Genomic DNA, 18,838 nt, shown 5'->3' on the forward strand with positions numbered 1-18,838 from the left:
GGGGGGCCGGTCGCCCTGCCGACGACATGCGACCGGCATGCGACCTGCATACGACTTGCATGCGACCGGGACGCGGCAGAGGCAGAGAGAGGCAGAGGGGGAGGCGGAGGGGGAGAGGGGGCGGACAGGCGGCAGGGCACACCGGACGCGGAGCCCCGCCGCCTCGGCGGTCGCGGTCATCAATGATGGCTGTCAGTAAGGAAACTGCCGGCCGACCGGGTCAGGAGTCCTTCCTGGCCACGCCGCCGTAGATGCCGATCGGCGGCTGGCCGGGCCGCGGCGGCTCCTCCGGGCGCCAGTCGGTGACGCGGACCAGGCCGGGGTCGATCAGGGTGAAGTCGCCGAAGAAGTCCAGGATCCGGGCGTGCGGGCGGAGGTTCATGGACGCGGTGGCCTTGCGGTAGACGGCGGCGGCGTCCTCCCGCCGGTCCTCGTGGACGTCGCCCGTCGCGTGCGACAGGACGAGGTAGGAGCCGGCCGGGAGCGCGTCGCGGAGGGTGCCGAGGATGCCGTCCGGGTCCTCCGCCTCGGCGATGAAGTGCACGACGGCCACCAGCAGCAGTGCCACCGGCCGGTCGAAGTCGATGAGTTCGCGCACCTCGGGGTGGTCGAGGATCGCCCGGGGATCACGCAGGTCGGCCAGGACGACCGAGGTGTCGGGTTCGCCGAGGAGCGCCATCGAGTGCGTGCTGACGATGGGATCGTTGTCGACGTAGGCGACCCGGGTCTCCGGTGCGACGGCCCGCGCGATCTGATGGACGTTGGGCTCGGTGGGCAGGCCCGTGCCCACGTCGAGGATCTGCCGGATCCCGCCCTCGGCCACCACGTGTTCGACGGCCCGCCGCAGGAAACGCCGGTTGGCGCGGACGCCCTCCCGCACCTCGGGCGCCACCCTCATGAACTCCTCGGCGGCCTCCTGGTCGACCTCGTAGTTGTCCTTCCCGCCGAGGAAGTAGTCGTACATCCGGGCCGGGTGGGGCTTGCTCGTGTCGATCACGTGGGCTGGGGTGCCGCCCTGGTCCCCGCTGCCGAGGGAGGTCATGTTGCCTGGCTCCGTCCTGAACTCGTTCGACTTGTTCACCGCCGATGCGGACACCCGTGGTGAGAATCCGTCAACTCGCGTTGCGGACACGCATCTTGGCATGCCCGGGGAGCCCACTGAGGCCCGGGCTCCCGGCGGCCGGACCAGTGTCCGACAACTGCGGTCACGCCGTGCTCATGCCGTGCTCATGCCGTGCTCATGCCGTGCTCACCGCGTCGACCAGGTTCGCGAGCGCGACGGCGAGGGCTCCGGCCCGGGGGCGGCCGTCCCGTTCGTCGCCGGTACGGCGCTGGTGACCGCCTTCGCCGTCCAGGCCGGCTCCGACGCCCCGTACCGGCGCCTGGTCGCCTCCCCCGCCGTCATGGGGACACTGTTGGCGAATCCTGGGGCTGAACGTGACGTCGGCCTTCACGACCCGTTGGGGTCGTGAAGGCCGACGTCGTGTCGGGGAGGGTGTCGGTGTCGTTGCACGCCAGGAAGACCGACGGGGTCCCCGAGGAGACGGCCCGGGTGGCGCGGGCTGCGTTTCCGAAGGGCAGCCTGGCCATGCGGATCCGTGACGAGTTGGGCGACAGCAGGCACGAGCCCGGGAAGACGCTCAGGAGGGGAAGGAGCAGTACGCCCACCGGGCTGGTGTCGAAGGCACCGTCTCCCAAGGTGTTCGAGCCTTCGGTCTGCGGCGATGCCGACATCACGGCCTGGCCAGGACTCGTCTGCAGCATCAGCTCACCGCGGCCGCGATGAACTTCCACCGCCTCAATGCATGGTGGACCGACCTCAATGCATGGTGGACCGACACCCCAAGAGCCCGCCCTCGCACATCTCACCTGGCATCCCTCCGGCCCGCCCGGTAAAACGCGGCAGGCCTGCGTCCACCGCGGAGCGGCCATCAGCCCCACGAGTTGCGAGTGGTGCGCCAAGAGCCTCCGGCCGCTGCCTCGTGCGCCGTCGGGCCTGCGAGGGGTGTGACCGAGAGGCGCGCCAAAGGGGCAAAGGGATGATCTTGAAGCCCTGAGCGCCGGGCCCGGCCCGTGTTTCAGAGGGACACCTACGCTGTTCTGCCAGCGGCAGACACCGGCCGGACCGGGCTCGACGATCACTACAGTCCCGTCTCATGACGACGATGACGACGCGTACGGTCGAGTACCCGGCGGACGGTTTGACGATGATCGGGCACCTCGCGCTCCCGGCCGGTGCCGGCCGCCGGCCCGCGGTGCTGCTCGGACCGGAGGGCATGGGGCTCGGCGACGTCGAGCGCCGCCGGGCCGACGCTCTCGCCGAGCTGGGATATGTAGCGCTGGCCTTCGACCTTCACGGCGGACGCTATGTGGGTGACCCCGAGGAGATGCTGGCCCGTTGCCTGCCACTGCTCGCTGATCCCGACCGGATGCGGCGCATCGGCCACGCGGCACTCGACGAGTTGCGCACCGAGCCCCGGACCGACCCCGACCGGATCGCCGCCATCGGCTACGGCACCGGGGGCGCCATCGCGTTGGAACTCGGGCGAGCCGGCGTCAACCTGCGCGCGATCGGGACAGTCAACGCGACTACCACGGGCCGGCCGGGCGAGGCAGCGCGCATCCGCTGCCCGGTGTGGGCCGGCGTCGGGTCGGAAGACCCGATCATGCCGCCCGCACAACGAAACGCGTTCACCGCTGAGATGCAGGCCGCGGGCGTCGACTGGCGCCTCACGATCTACGGCGGCGCCTTGCACGCCTTCCACCACCCGCCGGTCGACCACCCCGTGGTCCCCGGTGTCGGCTACCACCCACAGCACGCGCAGCGAGCCTGGCGCGACGTCGTCGACCTGCTCGCCGAGTGCCTGCCCGTGACGGACGACCTGGGGACATGACCCAGGCGAACATGCTGGCGCCAGGACTGGTCAGCGGCAGTGGATCTTGTGGAAGACGCCCTCGCCCCGCCGGCGGCGTGCCGGCGGTGGGCGGCAAACGGGTAGCTGCGGACTCCGCTCAGCGACAGCCTCAGGTCATCGGCATGGATCTGTAACGAGACATCGACGCCGAAGAGGTCCTCGCCGGAGCCGGATGGGCGCCGCCCATCTGCTGCGTCGACTCGATCGAGCCGACACCGCCGGGCGACAACCAGGGCCGACGTTGCTTGATACGGCACTAGTGATCACCGACCTCCGTCGGCACAAGGAGACTCGTCAACGGTGTCTCATGGGCACCGGGGTCGCCATGACGAACGTGCCCGTCATGGCCTCCGCCACGCGCGGCCTCGCGGGCACCGGGGTGGCCGCCGGCAGCACGGCGCTGAACGTCGTCTCCCAGGCGGCAGCGTCCGTCGGCACGGTGCTGGTGGCTTCGCCGCTGACGTCGACGGACGGATTCCGTACGACGCCGCTGTGCGGGGCGGACCTGATGGCGCCGGCCCCGCCGATGGCGGCGCGGCTGCCGAAGCGCCGGCCGTGAACGCGGATGTCGGGCGGGAGCGGAACGAACGGCGCGACCGGGGGCCGGGGTGGCCGGGGTGGCCGGGGTGGCCGGGAACAGTGAAGCGGCAGCCGGTCCCGGCCCGCCGGAGCGGATGCCGGTCCGAACGGTCCCGTCGGCGGTGCCGGGAGGAGGGGCACCGCCGACGGGACCGTTCGGGCGCCGTTCGGACGCCGGCCGGGCGGGAAAGAGAACGGCTCCTCGTCCCAGGGGACGAGGAGCCGTTCCGTGTGGTGTGAGCGTCGGATCAGGCGTGGCGGTGGTGGGCGTGGCGGTTACCGGTGACCAGGCGGTAGAGGGCGAGGAGGATGACGGAGCCGACGATGGCGGCGATCCAGGTGGACAGGTCGAAGAAGCCGTCGATGGAGTCGACGCCGAAGATCACCTTGCCGAGCCAGCCGCCGAGGAGGCCGCCCGCGATGCCGATGAGCATGGTGATGATGGCGCCACCGGGGTCCTTGCCCGGCATCAGCGCCTTGGCGATGAAGCCCGCGAGCAGGCCGATGAGGATCCAAGCGATGATTCCCATGACGCGTCTCCTACCTCGTTGTATAAAGTTTCTGTTAGTGCACCGTGTTTACCGTCGGGCCATTTCCAAACACCGCGTACGTGATCATCTGCCGGGCCGGGTCCCGGACTGTTCCGTCATGCCCTTCACCGTCCGGCGGGAAGGCCATGGGAAGGCCATGGGAAGGCCACCGGTCCTCCGGGCCCCGCAACGACTTCTTCCCCCTGTCGATCGGATGATCCCGGGTGGCGGCACCGGGCCTGAGGGGCCGTCACGGACGCGGACGAGAAGTCCGGCCACCGCCGGGCCGGGCGCGACGCGGGGCCGGGCGCGAGGCGGGGCCGTTCGCGGGCGGCAGGCCCGCACGACGCGGATGCGCGCGAACGGTTCCGGTGCTCCCGCGTCACACCGGATGATCGGTGCCATGGTGCTTTCCCCCGCTGTCCGGCTCTGGCTGCTCCCCAACGCCGTACTCCTCACCGCAATGGGTGTCTGGGGCACGATCCGCTACTCCCACCTGCCGGAGCGGATACCGAAGCACATCGGTGTCGACGGAGTGGACGTCTGGACGGACCGGTCGATCGGCAGCGCGTTCGTCCTGGTCTTCGTGTACGCCGGCATGACGGTGCTGTTGACCGGCTGCGCCGAACTGACCCTGCGCATGACACCACGCGACGAACTGCCGGACACGAACAGGCCGTCGTTCGCCATCGGGCCGTCCTCGTCCGTGCTCGACAGGCCCGGCAGCCGTGCGTCGGCACGCCGGATCGCCCGGGCCCTGTTGCTGTTCGACACGTGTATCGGCCTCACCCTGCTCACGGGCTGCGGAATACTGTGGCGTCCCGCGCCCGAACCGGACGTGCCCGGGTGGCTGTTCGCCGTGATGACGGCGCCGCTTCTCGTCGGCACCGCGCTGACGGTCGCCGCGGCCCTGGGCGACCGGAAGCGCTGAAGCTCCTGCGGACCCGCCCTTCTCCCGGCGCGTGGAGTGCCGGTGGACCGCCTGCCGGGCCGAGGGCGTGAACCAGTGCTGTGACCGGGAGGGTTCGCCGGACCGGCGGAGCAGCACGGGAAACCCGAGCCGTTCGGTAGTGTGTTCGCCCGGGGAAGAGGTGAACGGCTGCTGCCCACGGGCAACGGCGACCACAGCCGTGACGCGTTCCATGACCACGGACGTCGGCACGCCCCCCGGTCCCCGTGTGCGGGGACGGATCACGAGACGGACGGGGGAACACCGATGACGACCGCTCACGCTTCGTCCGGGGCGGGGAGCAGTCCGCCGCCGGAGAGCGACACGGTCATCGACGTACGGGACCTGCGGATGCGCTACCGCGACCAAGAGGTGCTGAAGGGCGTGGGCTTCACGGCCCGGCGGGGTGAGGTCCTCGTGCTGCTCGGCCCGAACGGAGCGGGCAAGACGACCACGATCGAGGTCCTGGAAGGCTTCCGCATGCGATCGGCCGGTGACGTGACCGTCCTCGGCGCCGATCCGGCTCGCGGGGACGAGCGGTGGCGTGCGCGCCTGGGCATCGTGCTGCAGTCCTGGCGCGACCACGGCAAGTGGCGGGTGCGGGAACTGCTGGCCCACCTCGGTTCGTACTACGCGCCGTATTCCACCGCCCTCGTCCGGCGGCCGTGGGACACCGACGAGCTCATCGCCGCGGTGGGGCTGACCGCGCAGGCGGACAAGCGGGTCGGCACCCTGTCGGGCGGCCAGCGCAGGCGTCTCGACGTGGCCGTCGGCATCGTGGGCAAGCCCGAGACGCTGTTCCTGGACGAGCCGACCGCCGGTCTGGACCCGGAGGCCAGGAACGAGTTCCACGGCCTGGTGCGCGGGCTCGCGGACGAGAGGACCACCGTTCTGCTGACCACGCACGACCTCGCCGAGGCGGAGAAGCTCGCCGACCGGATCCTCATCCTGGCCGGCGGCCGGATCGTGGCCGACGGCTCGGCCGAGGAGCTGTCCCGGCAGGTGTCGGGGGAGGCCACCGTGCGCTGGACCCGGGACGGGCGGGCCTTCGAGCGGGCGACGACCGAACCCACCCGGTTCGTCCGCCGGCTGTTCGAGGAGCACGGTGAGGCGATCGGCGGTCTCGAGGTGCGCCGGGCGAGCCTGGAGGACACGTACCTGACGATGGTGCGGGAGCTGGAGACGGAAAGCGGCCCCGGCGGGCGGGCGGCACGCGCTTTCGGGGAGGGACCGCGATGAGTCCGGTGTGGTACGCGGCGAGGGTGGGGGTGCGGCGCGGCCGGACGGAACTCCGGCAGACCTTCACCTCCGGCCAGGACCTGTTCGGGTACGTGCTCTGGACGGTCATGCTCATGGTGCCGATGTTCCTGCTCAGGGACGATCCGCTGAAGGGCGCGGGCATCTCCGCCGGCGCGTTCATGCTGCCGAGCATGGTGGGCATGACGCTCGCCTTCACCGGGGTGATGACCACGGCGCAGCTGCTCGCGACCGAGCGAGAGGACGGCACGCTGCTGCGGGCCAAGGCCGTGCCCCATGGCATGGTCGGCCTCCTGGTCGGCAAGATCGTCATGGTGTCGGGCACGGCTCTCGTCTCCATGGCGCTCCCCTTCGTCGTCGGCGTGTTCCTGGTGGACGGGGTGGCCCGGCAGGGCGGCGGAGCGCTGCTGACGCTGGTGTGGGTGGTGCCGCTGGGCCTCCTGGCGACCCTGCCCATGGGCGCCGTCATCGGCTCGCTCGTCGACAGCCCGCGCACCGTCGGCCTGATGATGCTTCCGGTGATGGGGCTGATCGCGGTCTCCGGAATCTACTTCCCGTTGTCGAAGCTGCCCGAATGGTTGCAGATCGTGGGGCAGGTCTTCCCCGTGTACTGGCTCGGCCTCGGTCTGCGGGCCGCACTGCTGCCGGCCGGGGCGGTCGCCGCCGAGGTCGGCGCGTCCTGGCGGTACCTGGAGACGGTGGGCGTGCTGGGCGCCTGGGCGGCCGCCGGGCTGCTCCTCGCACCGTCCGTCCTGCGCAGGACGGCCCGCCGGGAGTCCGGGGCCACGATGGCGGAACGGCAGCGTAAGGCGATGCAGCGGGTCGGTTAGTACTCCAGCCATCCTGTGCGTCCGTCACTCGCCCACGAACTCGGCTGGCGTGTCCAGGTGCACCGGGCCGTTGTGCGGTGGAGGCCCAGCAGGCCGGTGATGCCCCGTGCGGGCCGCCGTCGAGGCGGGGGGCCTCGGTGACCCCGGCTCGACGTCAGGGCTGCGCCGGGCGGCACGGTGACTGTGCGGCGCCGCCCAGTGCGGCCCGCGCCGCAACGGATGGGCGTTGCCGCCCAGTGCGGCCCGCCCCGCAACGGACGGGCGTTACGGACCGCCCCCGGTGAACATCTGTGGTGAGAGCCCGTCAACTCGCGCCGCGGACATGCACCTCGGCCTCCCGGGAGCAGCCCGCCGGGGCACGGGATCCCGAAGGTCGGCTCAGAGGCCGGCAGTCGCGATCACGCCGCGCTCGGCCCCGGTCACACCGCGCTCACCGCGTCGACCAGCTCCGCGAGCGCGTCGGCGAGGGCGTCCAGCCCGGGGCCGGCCGGGCCGCCCGGCTCGGTCATGTAGACGTCGCGGCGGATCTCGATCATCAGGGCACTGACCCGCGGATCCTTCCCGTAGTACGCCAGCGGGACGTACGTACCGGCGAACGGACTGTTGATTCCCGTACCGCCGAAGCCCGCGAACGCCCGCTCGGCGCCGAGCCGCAGCTCCTCCGGGGTGTGGAAACCGTCGCTGCCCAGGCAGATGGGCGGACGCGGGCCGTCGCCGTGCAGTTCGTACGGCAGAGGCTCGGTCGGGTACGAGTGCACGTCGACGACCACCGCCCGCCCCACCGTGGCCAGCCGTTCGGCCACCGCGTCGGTCATGGCGGCGGCGTACGGCTCGAAGTACTCCTCCACGAGCGCCCGCCCGTCGTACCCGGTCGGGCGCAGCTCCTCCCGGTGTGTGGTCCGCGTGTACACCGCGCCCATGCCGACCGACAGCATCTCCTCCCGCTCGTCCGGGAACCGCTCGGGGTCGACGACCAGCCGGGACAGCCGGTTGACGAACCGCCAGGGCGCGGTGGAGCAGCGCGCCGCGGCGGCCGCCGCGATCTCCGCCGTGTGCGAGTCGGTGATGTGGTCCAACTCCCGCTCCAGCGCGGGGTCGTCGAGCACGATGCCCTGCCGCACCGTCGCAGGTACCACCCGTGAGGAGTGCGGGACGTGGAGGATCACGGGGGAGTCGGGGGCTCCGGGGAGGAGTTGGAAAGAAGCCGACGTGTCGCTCATGTGTGGTGCCTTCTCCGCTGGTTGTCGTGGATCGTGCGTCGAGGGGCAAGCGCGCCTCTCGCCTGGTCGGCCGGACACGGGAACCGCGCTGCCCGACCACCCCGATAATCGTTTACGTCTTTCTTTCCTGTCAATTCGTTAACCAGCGCTTTCGTCGGTCGGGGAGTCGTTCGCGCCCCCGGCGCTCGCGGAACCGGCTCCGGGTACGGTGCCCGATGTACGGCACACGTACGTGACGGGCCACGGCGGAGAATCACCGAAGGACATGAACGTGGAGCAGTTCGCTGCGGGCAGGATTCTGCGCGGCAGGTACCGGCTGGAGCGGATACTGGGCAGAGGGGCGATGGGGCACGTCTGGCAGGGGACGGACGTGTATCTGGAGCGTCCTGTCGCGGTCAAGACCGTCGCCGCGGACCTTCTGGCCCTGCCCGACTGGCGCGGCACCGCCCTGGCCCGCTTCGAGAGGGAGGCCAAGGCCGCCGCCCGCCTGGACCACGCCAACATCACCACCGTGTACGACGCGGCCGTCACCGAGGACGTCTGCTGTTTGGTGATGCAACTCGTCGACGGAACGACCCTCGACAACGTCGTCGACGGCGCCGACGACGGCCGCCTGCCCGTGCCGGCCGCGGTCTCCGTGGCCGCGCAACTGTGCTCGGGGCTGTCCGCCGCGCACGCGGCCGGACTCGTGCACCGGGACCTGAAGCCCCAGAACGTCATGGTCCGCACCAGCGGCCTGGTGAAGATCCTCGACTTCGGCCTCGTGAAGGTGCTCTCGGACACCGACCCGCGGCTCACCATGACGGGCGAAGCGCTGGGCAACATCTGCTACGCCTCGCCGGAACTCCTTTCCGGTGACAGGCCGTTGGACGGCCGCAGCGACCTGTACGCGGTGGGCTGCCTGCTGCACCACATGCTCACCGGTCACCCGCCCTTCCGCGGCGAGGGCCCCGCCGAGCTGGTGACCCGGCACCTCACCGCGTCCCCGCCCCGGCTCGCCGACAGCGGCGTCGATGTCCCGGCCGCACTTCAGGACCTGTCGCACGCACTGCTCGCCAAGCGTCCCGAGGACCGTCCCGGCGGTGCGGTGGAGGTGTACGCGGCCCTCGCCCCGTACCTGCCGGCCCCCACTCCGGCGCTCGCGACCCGCAGGATGCCGCCGGAGGACCCCCGGCGGCCGTTCCTCGTGCCTCAGGGGCCTGTCGTGTCCCAAGGGCCCGTCGTGCCGCGTTAGCCGCAGCCGACCACGGCACGGCCTTCGGGGGCGGTCACGCCGCGGCCGGCGGCCGGACCCGGATCAGTTCTTCGAGGAACGGGCTCGGCTCTCCGTGCCAGAAGACGTCCAGGCTGTCCCGGGCGCGCGTGGCCGCGACGAAGAGCGGCGAGCGGGCGCGCTGCACCTCCGTCCGGAAGCGCGCAGGGCCGGTGGCGCGCCGCTGCCGGACGCTCGCGCGCGGCACCCGCCCGTCGGTCACCCCGGCGATGATCATGCGCTGGTACTCGAGTCCCTTGAAGCGGAACATCGTGCCGATGCGGACGCCGCCGCCCCCACGAGGCCCGTCCGGACCGATCCCCAGCGCCCGGATACCGTGCCGGGCCGGCGCGTACGCGACCTCACGAGCCATGTCGTCGGGCGGCACGGCGATGGCGATCCGCTCGTGCGGCACCTGGCCCCGGGACTCGATCGGCGCGGCGATCGCCTCGCGCTCGTCCTCCCCGTCGTTCGGCCCGTGCAGGTGGTCCGGGACCACCAGTGGCGCCTGGCCCTACGACGCGATCGGCAACGAGACCGCCGGCGCCTCCACCGACGACCACGCCCGTACCGCCGAGAGCTGCACCGACCACTCGCAGCTGAAGTCGATCACCATCCCTTGATCTTCGCAGGGAATCCCGGCCTTCGGGCCGGGCGGGAATGCGACCCTTGGTCCGGAGGCGCGAAGCGCCGGAGTTCTCCGCGCTTTCGTTCTGACGGTCAGGCCGGCCGCTTCTGGTTGTCGATGTGGTCCTTGACGATGCTCAGTGGTGCGCCTCCGCCTCGGCAACGACTCCGGGGATCGGTGCGCGTCCCGGCCCAGTTCTGCGGTGTGGCCGGGCTGAAGCCGTCCCGCCCGCCGACGGCGCGACCGGGAATCCCGGCTGGGTCCGAGCGGAACCGCCACCGCCTGCCCGGGTCCTGAACCGCGGCCGCCGAGGTTTCGGTGAAGCGGTGAACCGGACCCGTGTGCGCTCCCTTCCGGCACCACCCCGGCCGAAGCCTCGGTGGCCCGCTCGGAGGGCCGCCGGTCTGTGAGTTGAGGGAGGACAGGGGCGAGCCTACGGTGGGGAGGAGAAGGAGATCCGCCCCGCAGGGGCAGGCGCACCAGGTTCTGTGCACCCCTCCACACCCGTCCCCTTGGAGCAGCCGTGCGTACGCTCCGTCGAATCGCCCCGCCGGTCGTCCGACGCCTCGGACTGACCCTGGTCACTGCCACCGTCGCCGTCACGCTCGGCGCCGCACCCCTCGCGGCGGCTCCCGCCGCTCCGCTCGCCCCGCGGAACATTCCGGCCGCGCCCAACCAGGCTCCCCAGCCGTTCCTCTTCACGTACACGTTCAACAACCACCTGGTGATCGGCGGCGGCAACTTCACCGTCGGAGGTCGCGTCTACGTCGCGGTCAAGTTCAACAACGGCAATGTCTTCTTCGCCCGGAACGTGATCGCCCGGACGCACCCCATCACGCCGGGCGGAGCCGTCTACGTCGAGACGACGGTCGCGTCTCCTTGCGCGCCGGGCACCCGCAACGGCTATGCCCAGGCGTACGACTGGACCACCCGGACGTGGTCGCCGCGGCTGCCGGTCCCGATCTGTGTGCGGTTCGACTAGCGTGACCGCGTCGGGGACCTCGGAGTTCCCCGCTGCGACGGCATGGCCGACGCGCATGCTCGGTGCTGTCCCGCAGGCCGATGCGGCCGTCGGGTGTCCGCCGCCCCGCGTTTTCGCTCCGGGGGGCAAGTCCCTTCTCCGACCGCGCAGATCGCGCGCGGGCAACCCGGACGGCACGACAGCGGTACGGGTGCGGGACCGGTGGGCCGGGCCGCGGGACGGCACCGGGCAGGTGGTCCACAACCGGTCGTCACCCGCGCGTTCCCGCCGTCGGTCAGTCGTCCTGACCGCCCGGACGGGCGGGCGCCCCAAGTCCTCGCATAGCGGTGATGCGGACGGCTGACTAGACTGAGCGGCAGGGGATTTCCCGGGCATGTGTACCGGTCGACGCGGCCACCGCGACTGGGGTGGGGTGGCCGCCCGCTTCCGCAGTGGTGGTGTGCCCGCTGCGCAACAGTTGAAAAATCAACGCCAACTCCGACGCTTCCAAGGAGGCGGAGTCATGGTGAGTGTTCTCAAGCGTCGCGGTGCCACAGCCGTCGTGTCGGCTCTGCTGGCCGCGGGAACCGTTACCGTCCCGGTCACCGCGGAGGCCGCGCCGCCGCAGTCCGCCGGCAAGGCCGTCACGAATCCCGCCGTCCTGCCGATGCAGAACCTCGTCCTCAACAGGAACGTGACCTTCGGCGGCGGTGTGCCCGTCGGCGGCTGGTACTCCTTGAGCGTGTTCCCGAGCGGCAGTTACTCCTATTCCGGTCACATGCACGTCTCGGGCGCGCCCAGCTACAACTTCGCCGGTGTGTGTGTCGTCCGCTTCACCAACGGCACGACCTTCGTGTTCCAGACGTCCGGCCGGCTGCACGGGACCTTCGAGTCGGGCTCCCGCGACCACGACTGGAACAGGAGCGCCTCGCGACAGTCCATCCGTGACGCCTGGCGTGACTCGGGCGGAGGCTGGAACGTGCGTTGCGTCAACCGCGTCGACATCGACGTCAGGGCTCTGGTCAACTCGACGGTGGAGGCGGTGGGATACGCCGCGAAGGTCATCGCGATCGTCGCCTGAGCGCCGGTCGCCTGAGTGCCGGTCGTCCGGGCCGTGGTCGTTCGAGCTGTCGCACCCCGGGCGGCCGTCGGCCGGACAGCCGTCACCTGAGCGTCCGTCAGACGGATCGAGGCACCGGTCGCCGACCAGGATCCGCTGCCCGTACCCGGGTTCCCGCTCCCGCACCACCTCTTCGAGCACGGCGGGCGGACAGGTGCCGACGCCGGAGGCGGCGACGGCGCTGAGGAACGCGTCCGGGCTGGGCAGCCGGCCGGGCCGCCCGGCCCGGACGGCTCCGCCGGTGTCCGGGTCGTGCACCGTACGGCGCGGCGGCGGGCGACCACCGGTCGGTGGGTTCCCGTCTCCGCGCGACCGCGCCCGTCGTCGGCGCGGAGGCCGTGCCGGGAGTCCTGCCGCCCGTCGAGCCGGGCGTCCCGGCCCCGATGCCGAAGGAGAACGACGTCATGGAGGGTATGCGCGATCGTCGTGGTGCCGCAGTCGTCGAGGCGGCTCCACGGACGGCGGGCGGGACAGTGCGCCACGAGGTGGCGGTGGCATGCGCGTCGGCCGTCTCTCGGCTCCGTTCCCGGCGCAGACCCCCGATGACGGCGGGCCTCGCGCTGTCGACGGTCCTCGCCGCCGTCACCCTGACTCCGGGCACCGCCCCACAAGCTCAGGCCGTGATCAGCGTGAGCCCGAGTGCGGCCCCGGCTTTCACCAGGTGCATGAACACCTACCGGGCCGAGGACGGCAGCGGCGACCCCCTCGGTATCGTGCGGGACCTCGAGTTCTCCCCGCACGAGGTGCGCATCGTACTGAACAACGGCATCCCGCAGGGTTCGGGTGACACGTTCGCGAGGCCGACCGACGACCGCTGGGACAAGGCGCAGAACGGGTCGGGCACAGGCAGCGTCATCTGGTGGAACAGTGTGGACACCCGGCCGCTGAGCGACGGTACCCGCAGCGAACCCTGCGCGCAGCTGTACCACGAGATGGCTCACGCACTGGACATGTCCCGCGGCACCCTCAACCTCCACCCGTGCCGTGGAGCCCCCCGTATACAGACCGATGAGGTCGTGGCCGTCTTCGCGGAGAACGCCTACCGCACGTACAGGGGCCTGCCCGTACGTACCACGTACGGTACGGAGTCCGGCCCGGCGCAGCTGCCGAACTCCGTGGACGACTGCTACTAGCTGTCGGGTCGGGGCGCACCGGACACGCGTCCGCGACCGCGCGTGAGATCACGGCCTCCCGGTCGCCCGTGGTCGACGACCGGGTCCGGCGTTCGGCGTCCCGGTCCGGCGTCCCCGTCCGGGGCTCCTGGAGCCGACGCGAGGTTCGGGGGAAGGGGGAGGCGGTCAGGCCGGGTCGCCGACGTCGTGCTCGCTGCGCGGGGCCTCCGGTGCCTCGCAACTCCCGGGAGCGGCCATGGCCCGCAGGGGACCCGTGGTCACCGTCCCGGCGGCAGGACGGCGGGGGTGACGCGCCGCCGGGCGACCGCCGAAGGCCGCCTGGCCGACCGCCCGACGCGGTGCCCACCACCGCCCACACCGCCCTGCCGGGTCCCGAACGGCGGTCGGTGACGCCCCAGTCGTCGGCCAGGGCGGTGACCAGGAGCAGGCCGCGGCCGGACTCGGACTCGGCGTCGGGGACCGTGGGGGCGGCGGTGACGGCGGGCCGGTGTTCCGCGCGGGTGCCGGAGACCTCCACGCGCAGCCGCCCGCCGTCCGCCTCGGCGGCCAGCCGGACGTGGAAGTCCCGGCCGGGAACCCGCCCGTGCCGTACGGCGTTGGCGCGCAGCTCGGCGGTGATGAGCGCCGGCGTCTCGTTGACGTGGCCGTCGCAGGGGTGGCCCCAGGAGTCCAGGCAGTGCGCGACGAACAGCCGGGCCAGGCGGGCGCCTCGCGGGGTCGAGGTGAAGGAGAGGGCGAGCTCGGTGGCCGCCGTGGCACCGGGGAGGGCCGATGCCGCTGGGAGGAGGGGCTGTCGCCTGAGACACGGGAGTGGATGCGGTGGGGCCGGGAGTGGGGATTGCGGGATGGTGGTCCCGCCCCTCGGGGTGCGGAGGCGGGTGGTCCCGCCCCTCGGGGTGCGGAGGCGGGTGGTCCCGCCCCTCGGGGTGCGGAGGCGGTGGAAGGTCAGGAGGACGAACCGCCACCCGGTGTCCGCGGCGCCGCGTCCCGCTCCGGAAGCAGCTGTCCGCCGGTCAGCCCGCCCGCCAGCAGCCGTGCCGTCTCCTCCGCCAGCCGCGTCGCCCGCCGGGCCCCGGCCCGCAGCTCGTGCACGTGCCGGAACGCCTCCCCGTACCGCCGCTGCTCCTCCAGCGGCAGCAGCGGCACGCGCAGCCGGCCCGGGCTGACGGTGAGGACCGTGCTGCCGGTCGACGCGCCCGCGATGTTCTCCTCCGCGCCCAGGAACCCGGCGAGGAACCAGGCGTCCAGGCGGGCCGGGTCCGGCCGGAAGAGGTGGAGGTGCGGGCCGGGCAGCGCCCCGGCCTCCTCCTCGCCCGCGACCCGCGCCATCGGGCCGTCCGCGCCCGCGACCGCCCGTACGAGGACGTCCCCGACGGCGACCACGGGGGCCGTGTCGTCGTACAGCCCCGTCGGCTCTCCGGTGGGACCCGACCCGGTCGCGACGTCCGAGCCGGTGAGCACCGGCCGCGTCTCCGGTCTCCCAACCGCGCCGGTCCCTGCTGCGGCCTGCGCCCGGGTGCGCACACTGTCCGGCACCGTCCGCAGCAGGGTGAGCGCCCCGCCGCGCGAGAGGTCGGCCGCCGTCGCCGTCCGCCACTCGCGGGCCGCGGCGCCCGCGCTGCTCCACTCCTCGTGACCGGCCGCCCGCGCGAGGGACTTCGCCGCCTCGACGAGCTCCCGTCGCGTCGCCCCGACCTCCGCCGACAGTTCCGCCGGATCGACCTCGGCCCGCGACGCCCGTACGAGACGCGCCGGAGTCAGGTCCACCACGTCGTCCAGCAGGTCCAGCACACCGACCGCGTGCGCGACACCGGGCTCGCCCTCGAAGGTGTCCGGGCTCTCCGCGAACGCCCGCCACGCACCCAGGACCCGTGCCGTGAGCCCGTCCCAGTCCAGGGAGGCGGACCGGCCCCCGCCACCCCGCGCGCGGCCGGCTCCGGCCGTACCGCCGCCTCCCGCACCCGTCGACATGTCCGCCGTGTCCACGAACAGCACCGACCTGCGCTCCGGGCCGCCCGGCTCGGGCCGTTGCAGCACCCAGATCTGCAGACCGACGTGCAGCGGCACCGACGCGCCCGCCGGCAGGGCGATCACCGCGCGCAACGCCCCGCCGCGCACCAGCTCCGTCCGCACACGGCGGCCCGACGTGCGGCCGGCCGTGGCCGGCGGCAGGATCAGGGCCGCGTGGCCGCCGGGAGGCAGGTGCGCGAGCGCGTGCTGCACCCACGCCAGCTCCGACTCGGCGCGGGGCGGGACGCCGTACGCCCAGCGCGGGTCGTACGCCAGCTCGTCGTGACCCCAGTCCCGGACGCCGAACGGCGGGTTGCACAGCACCGCGTCCGCGACCAGGCCGGGGAAGGCGTCCGCGCGCAGGCTGTCGCCGGCGCGCACGGTGACCGTGGCCTCCGGGGCCGTCAGCATCAGGCTCACGGCGCTGCGCCGGGCCTGCACGGGCAGCGTGTCCTGGCCGTACAGCTCGCGCACGCCCCGCCGGGCGGCGGCCGCCAGCAGGGTGCCGCTGCCGCAGGCCGGGTCCAGGACGCGGACCGGGGAGCCGGGGATCAGGCCGGCCAGCAGGTCCGCGAGCGGCTCGGGCGTCCGGTACGCGCCGGACGCGGCGCTGTCCTCCAGCTCCCGCTCCGCGAGCACGCCCAGCGCGGCCTGACCGCCCTCGTCCCGTACACACGCGTACAGCGCCCGCAGCACCGCCGCGTCGTCCGCCGCGAAACGGACGGCGTCCCCGGCCGGTACGGCGTCCGAGGCGGTGGCGGCGGCCACGTCGTGCTGCGCGCGGCTGACGAGGTCCGGGTCCGGCAGCCGTGCGGCGGCCGACAGCTCCTCCGGCGACCGGCGCGCCGCCGCGAGGACGAGGAGCAGCAGGTCGGACGTGCCACCGCCGCCCTGCGCGTGCAGGCGCAGGGTCGTCCGCAGCTCCTCCGACGGGCTCGCCGCCGAGACGTGGCCGCGCGAGGCGAGCCACGAACGCACCGCCTCCAGGTCGTACAGCGGGCTGCTGTCTGTGCCGCCGGACGGCGCCGGGAAGTCGTCGTGCCGACGGCGCCAGTTGCTGACCGTGGCGCGCGTGACCCCCGCGATGCGGGAGATCTCGGCGGCGGTCACCTGGGCGGAGGACTGGGGCATGGGGGAGCTCCGGCTCTCTGGCTGGCGGGCGGCGGACGTCGACAACCTACAGCGCCCGTCAAATCAATCGATGTGATTGACGATGCTTTCGCTTTCGGCTGCATGCTTGCCTCGAAACCCTTCCGAGGTGACGAGCGCCGCTTGGCGCGGAGCGCGCCGATCGTCCGAAAACCGGCGGCGGTTCCCGGGACGAGGCGGCGGGGACCGTCGCCGCACCGCGGCTCGGACCCACGGTGACGGGTTCCCGAGCTCCACGGTCGCCCGGCCCGGCGTCGGTCCATGCCGACGCCGGGTCAGGGCGTCACAGTGCGGTGAAAAGGGTGCCTCGTTCGCGCAGCCGGGTGAGTGCCAGGTCCAGCGCCTTCACGGTGTGGGAGCGGTCGCCGCCGCCGTCGTGGCAGAGAACGATGTCGCCCGGGCGGGCCCGCGCGACCCGCTCGGCGATACGGTCCGCGGGGGGCTCCCGCCAGTCCTTGGGATCGACCGTCCAGTCCACGGGGGTCAGACCGTGGTCGCGTGCGGCCGCCAGCACACGACGCGACCAGCCTCCGGCCGGAGCCCTGAACAGAGCGGGCCTGACGCCGGTCTCGCCGCTCACCACCCGCTGGGTCTCGTCCATCTCCCGGGCGACGGCCGCCGCCGGCAGCGCGGCGAACGGCTGGAAGTGCGAGTACGAGTGGTTGCCCAGGTGATGGCCGGCGGCCAGGACGCGCCGCAGCAGCCCGGGGTGTTCCCGGGCACGCTCGCCGACCACGAAGAACGTGGCCTGCACGGCGTGGGCGGCGAGCACGTCGAGCAGGGCCGGTGTCCACGTGGGGTCGGGACCGTCGTCGACGGTGAGCGCGACGGGCCTCGCCCCGCTCCACGGCCCGCCGGCGTCGACCGTCGCCCTGTCCCACGGCCCGCCGGCGTCGGCGGCCGTTGCCGTACCCCTGCCGGGGACCGGTCCGGCGACCGCGGTGTCGTGCGGCACGTGGAACACCGGGCCGCGCGCGAGGAGGGGCCCCCTCCCGTCGTGGCCCGCCTTCCCGGTGCGCAGCGCCTCGGCGCGCCGCACGATGCTCCACGCCACCTGGGAGCCCAGGGCGCGCAGGGCCGCGGGACGCGTGTCAGGCGACACGGGACACCTCCTCGGTGACCCCGGACGCGGCCCGGTCGTGGCCGGGCCGGGCCCACCGGAGGGCCGACAGCGCCGCACCCGCGCCGACGATCTCCGTGACCGTGCAGCACACACGGCTGGCCAGGGCCGCCGCTCCGGCCTGCGCCCAGGGCAGGTCGGCCGTCAGGACCACCATCAGGACGACCTCGCGCACGCCCGCACCACCGGGTACCACCAGGGCGGCCGCTCCCGCCGCCGCGGCCAGGGCGAACCCTCCCACGCACAGGGCGAGGGAACCCGCCGGGGGCGCCCCGAGCACCACCGCGATCATCCACAGGTGCGCGCCGCCGACGAGCCAGGACAGCACTTCCCAGACGACCGCACGGCGCAGGTCGCCGTCCGCGACCCGCAGGTCCGGCGCGGGACGGCGCAGCAGCCGGGCCGCCCGGCCGGCCACGCGTACGATGACGCCCGGCCTCCGCAGCAGCACCGCCAGGGCGAGGGCCACCGGCAGCAACCACCAGGCACCGTCGCCCATCACGCGCGGTGCCGCCAGCGTTCCCACCACCGCGGCGGTCAGCAGCACCACCACGGAGTTGAGGACGTAGGCCGTGACCATGCGCTGTGCGGTGACTCCGTGTCGGCGCCCGAGATGCACTCCGGCCAAGGCGCTCCAGAAGGGGCCGGGCAGGTACTTCCCGAGGACGGTCGCACCGAAGATCTGGCACGTGGGACCCCAGGACAGCGGGCTGCCCAGACCGGTGACCGTGCTGCGCCAGGAGGCCATGCTCAGGGCCAGCCCCGCCAGGTTGACCACGGCCGAGCCGACCAGCCAGGGGGCGGCGCCGTCACGGGCGAGCAGCTCCCCGATGACATCACCGCTGCCCCCGAGGGCCCGCCACATCCCGTACCCGGCGCCGGCGATCAGCGCCGCGGCCAGGAGGGGCCGGAGCAGCGCGGTCCAGCCGCGCCTGCCCGCCGGCGTTCCGTCGGCGCCTTCCGGCGTACCGCCGTCCGGCGGCCGGGCTCGGTCCCGCACGGCCCGTGTGCGTGCGCCGGCCTGGACGCCGGGCTCCCGAGCCGGGACGGCCGGTACCGCGGGATGTCCGGAGTCCGGCTCCCCGGGGGCTCCCCCAGGCGCTCCGTGCGACTGCCCGGGAAGGGGCATGCCGGTCTGTCCCGGGTGAGTGACAGGCGCGTCCCTGGTGTGGTGCACGGCTTCGG

General features: G+C 73.2%; 16 protein-coding genes and 3 pseudogenes. 10 read left to right on the top strand and 9 right to left on the bottom strand.

Annotation, left to right across the window (positions count from 1 at the left end; translation table 11 throughout):
* Positions 1-220: 220 nt before the first annotated feature.
* Both ACGFQC_RS33315 and ACGFQC_RS33320 read right to left on the bottom strand, forming a co-directional pair.
* Positions 221-1,042, bottom strand: a complete 822-nt coding sequence (locus ACGFQC_RS33315) for an SAM-dependent methyltransferase (RefSeq protein WP_363088792.1) — start codon at positions 1,040-1,042, stop codon at positions 221-223.
* 196 nt (positions 1,043-1,238) lie between these two features.
* Positions 1,239-1,454 (bottom strand): hypothetical protein, encoded by a 216-nt coding sequence (locus tag ACGFQC_RS33320; RefSeq protein WP_363088793.1) that lies wholly within the window; start codon positions 1,452-1,454, stop codon positions 1,239-1,241.
* Between the two features lie 217 nt (positions 1,455-1,671).
* On the opposite strand from ACGFQC_RS33320, the pseudogene ACGFQC_RS33325 reads away from it, so the two are divergent.
* From ACGFQC_RS33325 to ACGFQC_RS33335, 3 genes and pseudogenes are all read left to right on the top strand, one after another.
* A pseudogene (locus tag ACGFQC_RS33325) lies at positions 1,672-1,896 on the top strand (transposase); the annotation flags it as partial.
* Between the two features lie 260 nt (positions 1,897-2,156).
* Positions 2,157-2,894, top strand: coding sequence for a dienelactone hydrolase family protein (locus ACGFQC_RS33330; RefSeq protein WP_363088794.1), 738 nt, complete (start codon positions 2,157-2,159; stop codon positions 2,892-2,894).
* A 328-nt stretch (positions 2,895-3,222) separates the two neighbouring features.
* Complete coding sequence (locus ACGFQC_RS33335) at positions 3,223-3,474, top strand: hypothetical protein (RefSeq protein ID WP_363088795.1); 252 nt, start codon at positions 3,223-3,225, stop codon at positions 3,472-3,474.
* 268 nt (positions 3,475-3,742) lie between these two features.
* Here ACGFQC_RS33335 and ACGFQC_RS33340 read toward each other — a convergent pair whose 3' ends face one another.
* Complete coding sequence (locus ACGFQC_RS33340; RefSeq protein ID WP_363088796.1) at positions 3,743-4,024, bottom strand: GlsB/YeaQ/YmgE family stress response membrane protein; 282 nt, start codon at positions 4,022-4,024, stop codon at positions 3,743-3,745.
* A 403-nt stretch (positions 4,025-4,427) separates the two neighbouring features.
* Between ACGFQC_RS33340 and ACGFQC_RS33345 the strand changes: the two genes are divergently transcribed.
* From ACGFQC_RS33345 to ACGFQC_RS33355, 3 genes are all read left to right on the top strand, one after another.
* Positions 4,428-4,955 carry a DUF1648 domain-containing protein gene (locus ACGFQC_RS33345; RefSeq protein ID WP_363088797.1) on the top strand — a complete coding sequence of 176 codons (528 nt, stop codon included), beginning with the start codon at positions 4,428-4,430 and terminating at the stop codon, positions 4,953-4,955.
* A 285-nt stretch (positions 4,956-5,240) separates the two neighbouring features.
* On the top strand, positions 5,241-6,212 hold the full coding sequence (locus ACGFQC_RS33350) for an ABC transporter ATP-binding protein (protein ID WP_363088798.1): 972 nt from the start codon (positions 5,241-5,243) through the stop codon (positions 6,210-6,212).
* On the top strand, positions 6,209-7,060 hold the full coding sequence (locus ACGFQC_RS33355) for an ABC transporter permease (protein WP_363088799.1): 852 nt from the start codon (positions 6,209-6,211) through the stop codon (positions 7,058-7,060). The genes ACGFQC_RS33350 and ACGFQC_RS33355 overlap by 4 nt, the downstream gene beginning before the upstream one ends.
* Positions 7,061-7,479: 419 nt before the next feature.
* On the opposite strand, the gene ACGFQC_RS33360 is transcribed toward ACGFQC_RS33355, so the two are convergent.
* Entirely contained in the window at positions 7,480-8,280 is an 801-nt protein-coding gene (locus ACGFQC_RS33360; protein ID WP_363088800.1) for an N-formylglutamate amidohydrolase, read from the bottom strand.
* A 271-nt stretch (positions 8,281-8,551) separates the two neighbouring features.
* On the opposite strand from ACGFQC_RS33360, the gene ACGFQC_RS33365 reads away from it, so the two are divergent.
* Positions 8,552-9,514, top strand: coding sequence for a serine/threonine-protein kinase (locus ACGFQC_RS33365; RefSeq protein ID WP_363088801.1), 963 nt, complete (start codon positions 8,552-8,554; stop codon positions 9,512-9,514).
* Between the two features lie 34 nt (positions 9,515-9,548).
* On the opposite strand, the pseudogene ACGFQC_RS33370 reads toward ACGFQC_RS33365, so the two are convergent.
* Positions 9,549-10,016, bottom strand: a pseudogene (locus ACGFQC_RS33370) (3'-5' exonuclease); the annotation flags it as partial.
* Positions 10,017-10,683: 667 nt separating this feature from the next.
* Between ACGFQC_RS33370 and ACGFQC_RS33375 the strand changes: the two are divergent.
* The 3 genes from ACGFQC_RS33375 (at position 10,684) to ACGFQC_RS33385 (ending at position 13,374) form a co-directional block, all read left to right on the top strand.
* Entirely contained in the window at positions 10,684-11,142 is a 459-nt protein-coding gene (locus ACGFQC_RS33375) for a hypothetical protein (RefSeq protein WP_363088802.1), read from the top strand.
* Between the two features lie 502 nt (positions 11,143-11,644).
* Entirely contained in the window at positions 11,645-12,202 is a 558-nt protein-coding gene (locus ACGFQC_RS33380; RefSeq protein WP_363088803.1) for a hypothetical protein, read from the top strand.
* Between the two features lie 329 nt (positions 12,203-12,531).
* Positions 12,532-13,374, top strand: a complete 843-nt coding sequence (locus ACGFQC_RS33385; protein WP_363088804.1) for a M91 family zinc metallopeptidase — start codon at positions 12,532-12,534, stop codon at positions 13,372-13,374.
* Between the two features lie 409 nt (positions 13,375-13,783).
* Here ACGFQC_RS33385 and ACGFQC_RS33390 read toward each other — a convergent pair.
* The 4 genes and pseudogenes from ACGFQC_RS33390 to ACGFQC_RS33405 form a co-directional block, all read right to left on the bottom strand.
* Positions 13,784-14,323 (bottom strand): annotated as a pseudogene (locus ACGFQC_RS33390) (ATP-binding protein); the annotation flags it as partial.
* The gene (locus tag ACGFQC_RS33395; protein WP_363088805.1) at positions 14,320-16,515 is read right to left on the bottom strand and encodes an N-6 DNA methylase; all 2,196 of its coding nucleotides are present in this window, start codon (positions 16,513-16,515) and stop codon (positions 14,320-14,322) included. The gene ACGFQC_RS33395 and the pseudogene ACGFQC_RS33390, both read right to left, overlap by 4 nt.
* Positions 16,516-16,816: 301 nt before the next feature.
* Positions 16,817-17,635: a polysaccharide deacetylase family protein gene (locus tag ACGFQC_RS33400; RefSeq protein ID WP_363088806.1), complete on the bottom strand. Its 819-nt coding sequence runs from the start codon at positions 17,633-17,635 to the stop codon at positions 16,817-16,819.
* The gene (locus ACGFQC_RS33405; RefSeq protein ID WP_363088807.1) at positions 17,625-18,653 is read right to left on the bottom strand and encodes a lysylphosphatidylglycerol synthase domain-containing protein; all 1,029 of its coding nucleotides are present in this window, start codon (positions 18,651-18,653) and stop codon (positions 17,625-17,627) included. Before ACGFQC_RS33405 ends, ACGFQC_RS33400 begins: the two co-directional genes overlap by 11 nt.
* Positions 18,654-18,838 lie beyond the last annotated feature (185 nt).

It is taken from the genome of Streptomyces sp. NPDC048734, from assembly GCF_043198675.1.
In the GTDB taxonomy this organism is placed as follows: Bacteria; Actinomycetota; Actinomycetes; order Streptomycetales; family Streptomycetaceae; genus Streptomyces.

Coding starts and splice junctions, on each gene's coding strand:
- ACGFQC_RS33315 (WP_363088792.1), bottom strand. CDS start 1,042: ATGACCTCCCTCGGCAGCGGGGACCAGGGCGGCACCCCAGCCCACGTG.
- ACGFQC_RS33330 (WP_363088794.1), top strand. CDS start 2,157: ATGACGACGATGACGACGCGTACGGTCGAGTACCCGGCGGACGGTTTG.
- ACGFQC_RS33335 (WP_363088795.1), top strand. CDS start 3,223: ATGGGCACCGGGGTCGCCATGACGAACGTGCCCGTCATGGCCTCCGCC.
- ACGFQC_RS33340 (WP_363088796.1), bottom strand. CDS start 4,024: ATGGGAATCATCGCTTGGATCCTCATCGGCCTGCTCGCGGGCTTCATC.
- ACGFQC_RS33345 (WP_363088797.1), top strand. CDS start 4,428: ATGGTGCTTTCCCCCGCTGTCCGGCTCTGGCTGCTCCCCAACGCCGTA.
- ACGFQC_RS33350 (WP_363088798.1), top strand. CDS start 5,241: ATGACGACCGCTCACGCTTCGTCCGGGGCGGGGAGCAGTCCGCCGCCG.
- ACGFQC_RS33355 (WP_363088799.1), top strand. CDS start 6,209: ATGAGTCCGGTGTGGTACGCGGCGAGGGTGGGGGTGCGGCGCGGCCGG.
- ACGFQC_RS33360 (WP_363088800.1), bottom strand. CDS start 8,280: ATGAGCGACACGTCGGCTTCTTTCCAACTCCTCCCCGGAGCCCCCGAC.
- ACGFQC_RS33380 (WP_363088803.1), top strand. CDS start 11,645: ATGGTGAGTGTTCTCAAGCGTCGCGGTGCCACAGCCGTCGTGTCGGCT.
- ACGFQC_RS33395 (WP_363088805.1), bottom strand. CDS start 16,515: ATGCCCCAGTCCTCCGCCCAGGTGACCGCCGCCGAGATCTCCCGCATC.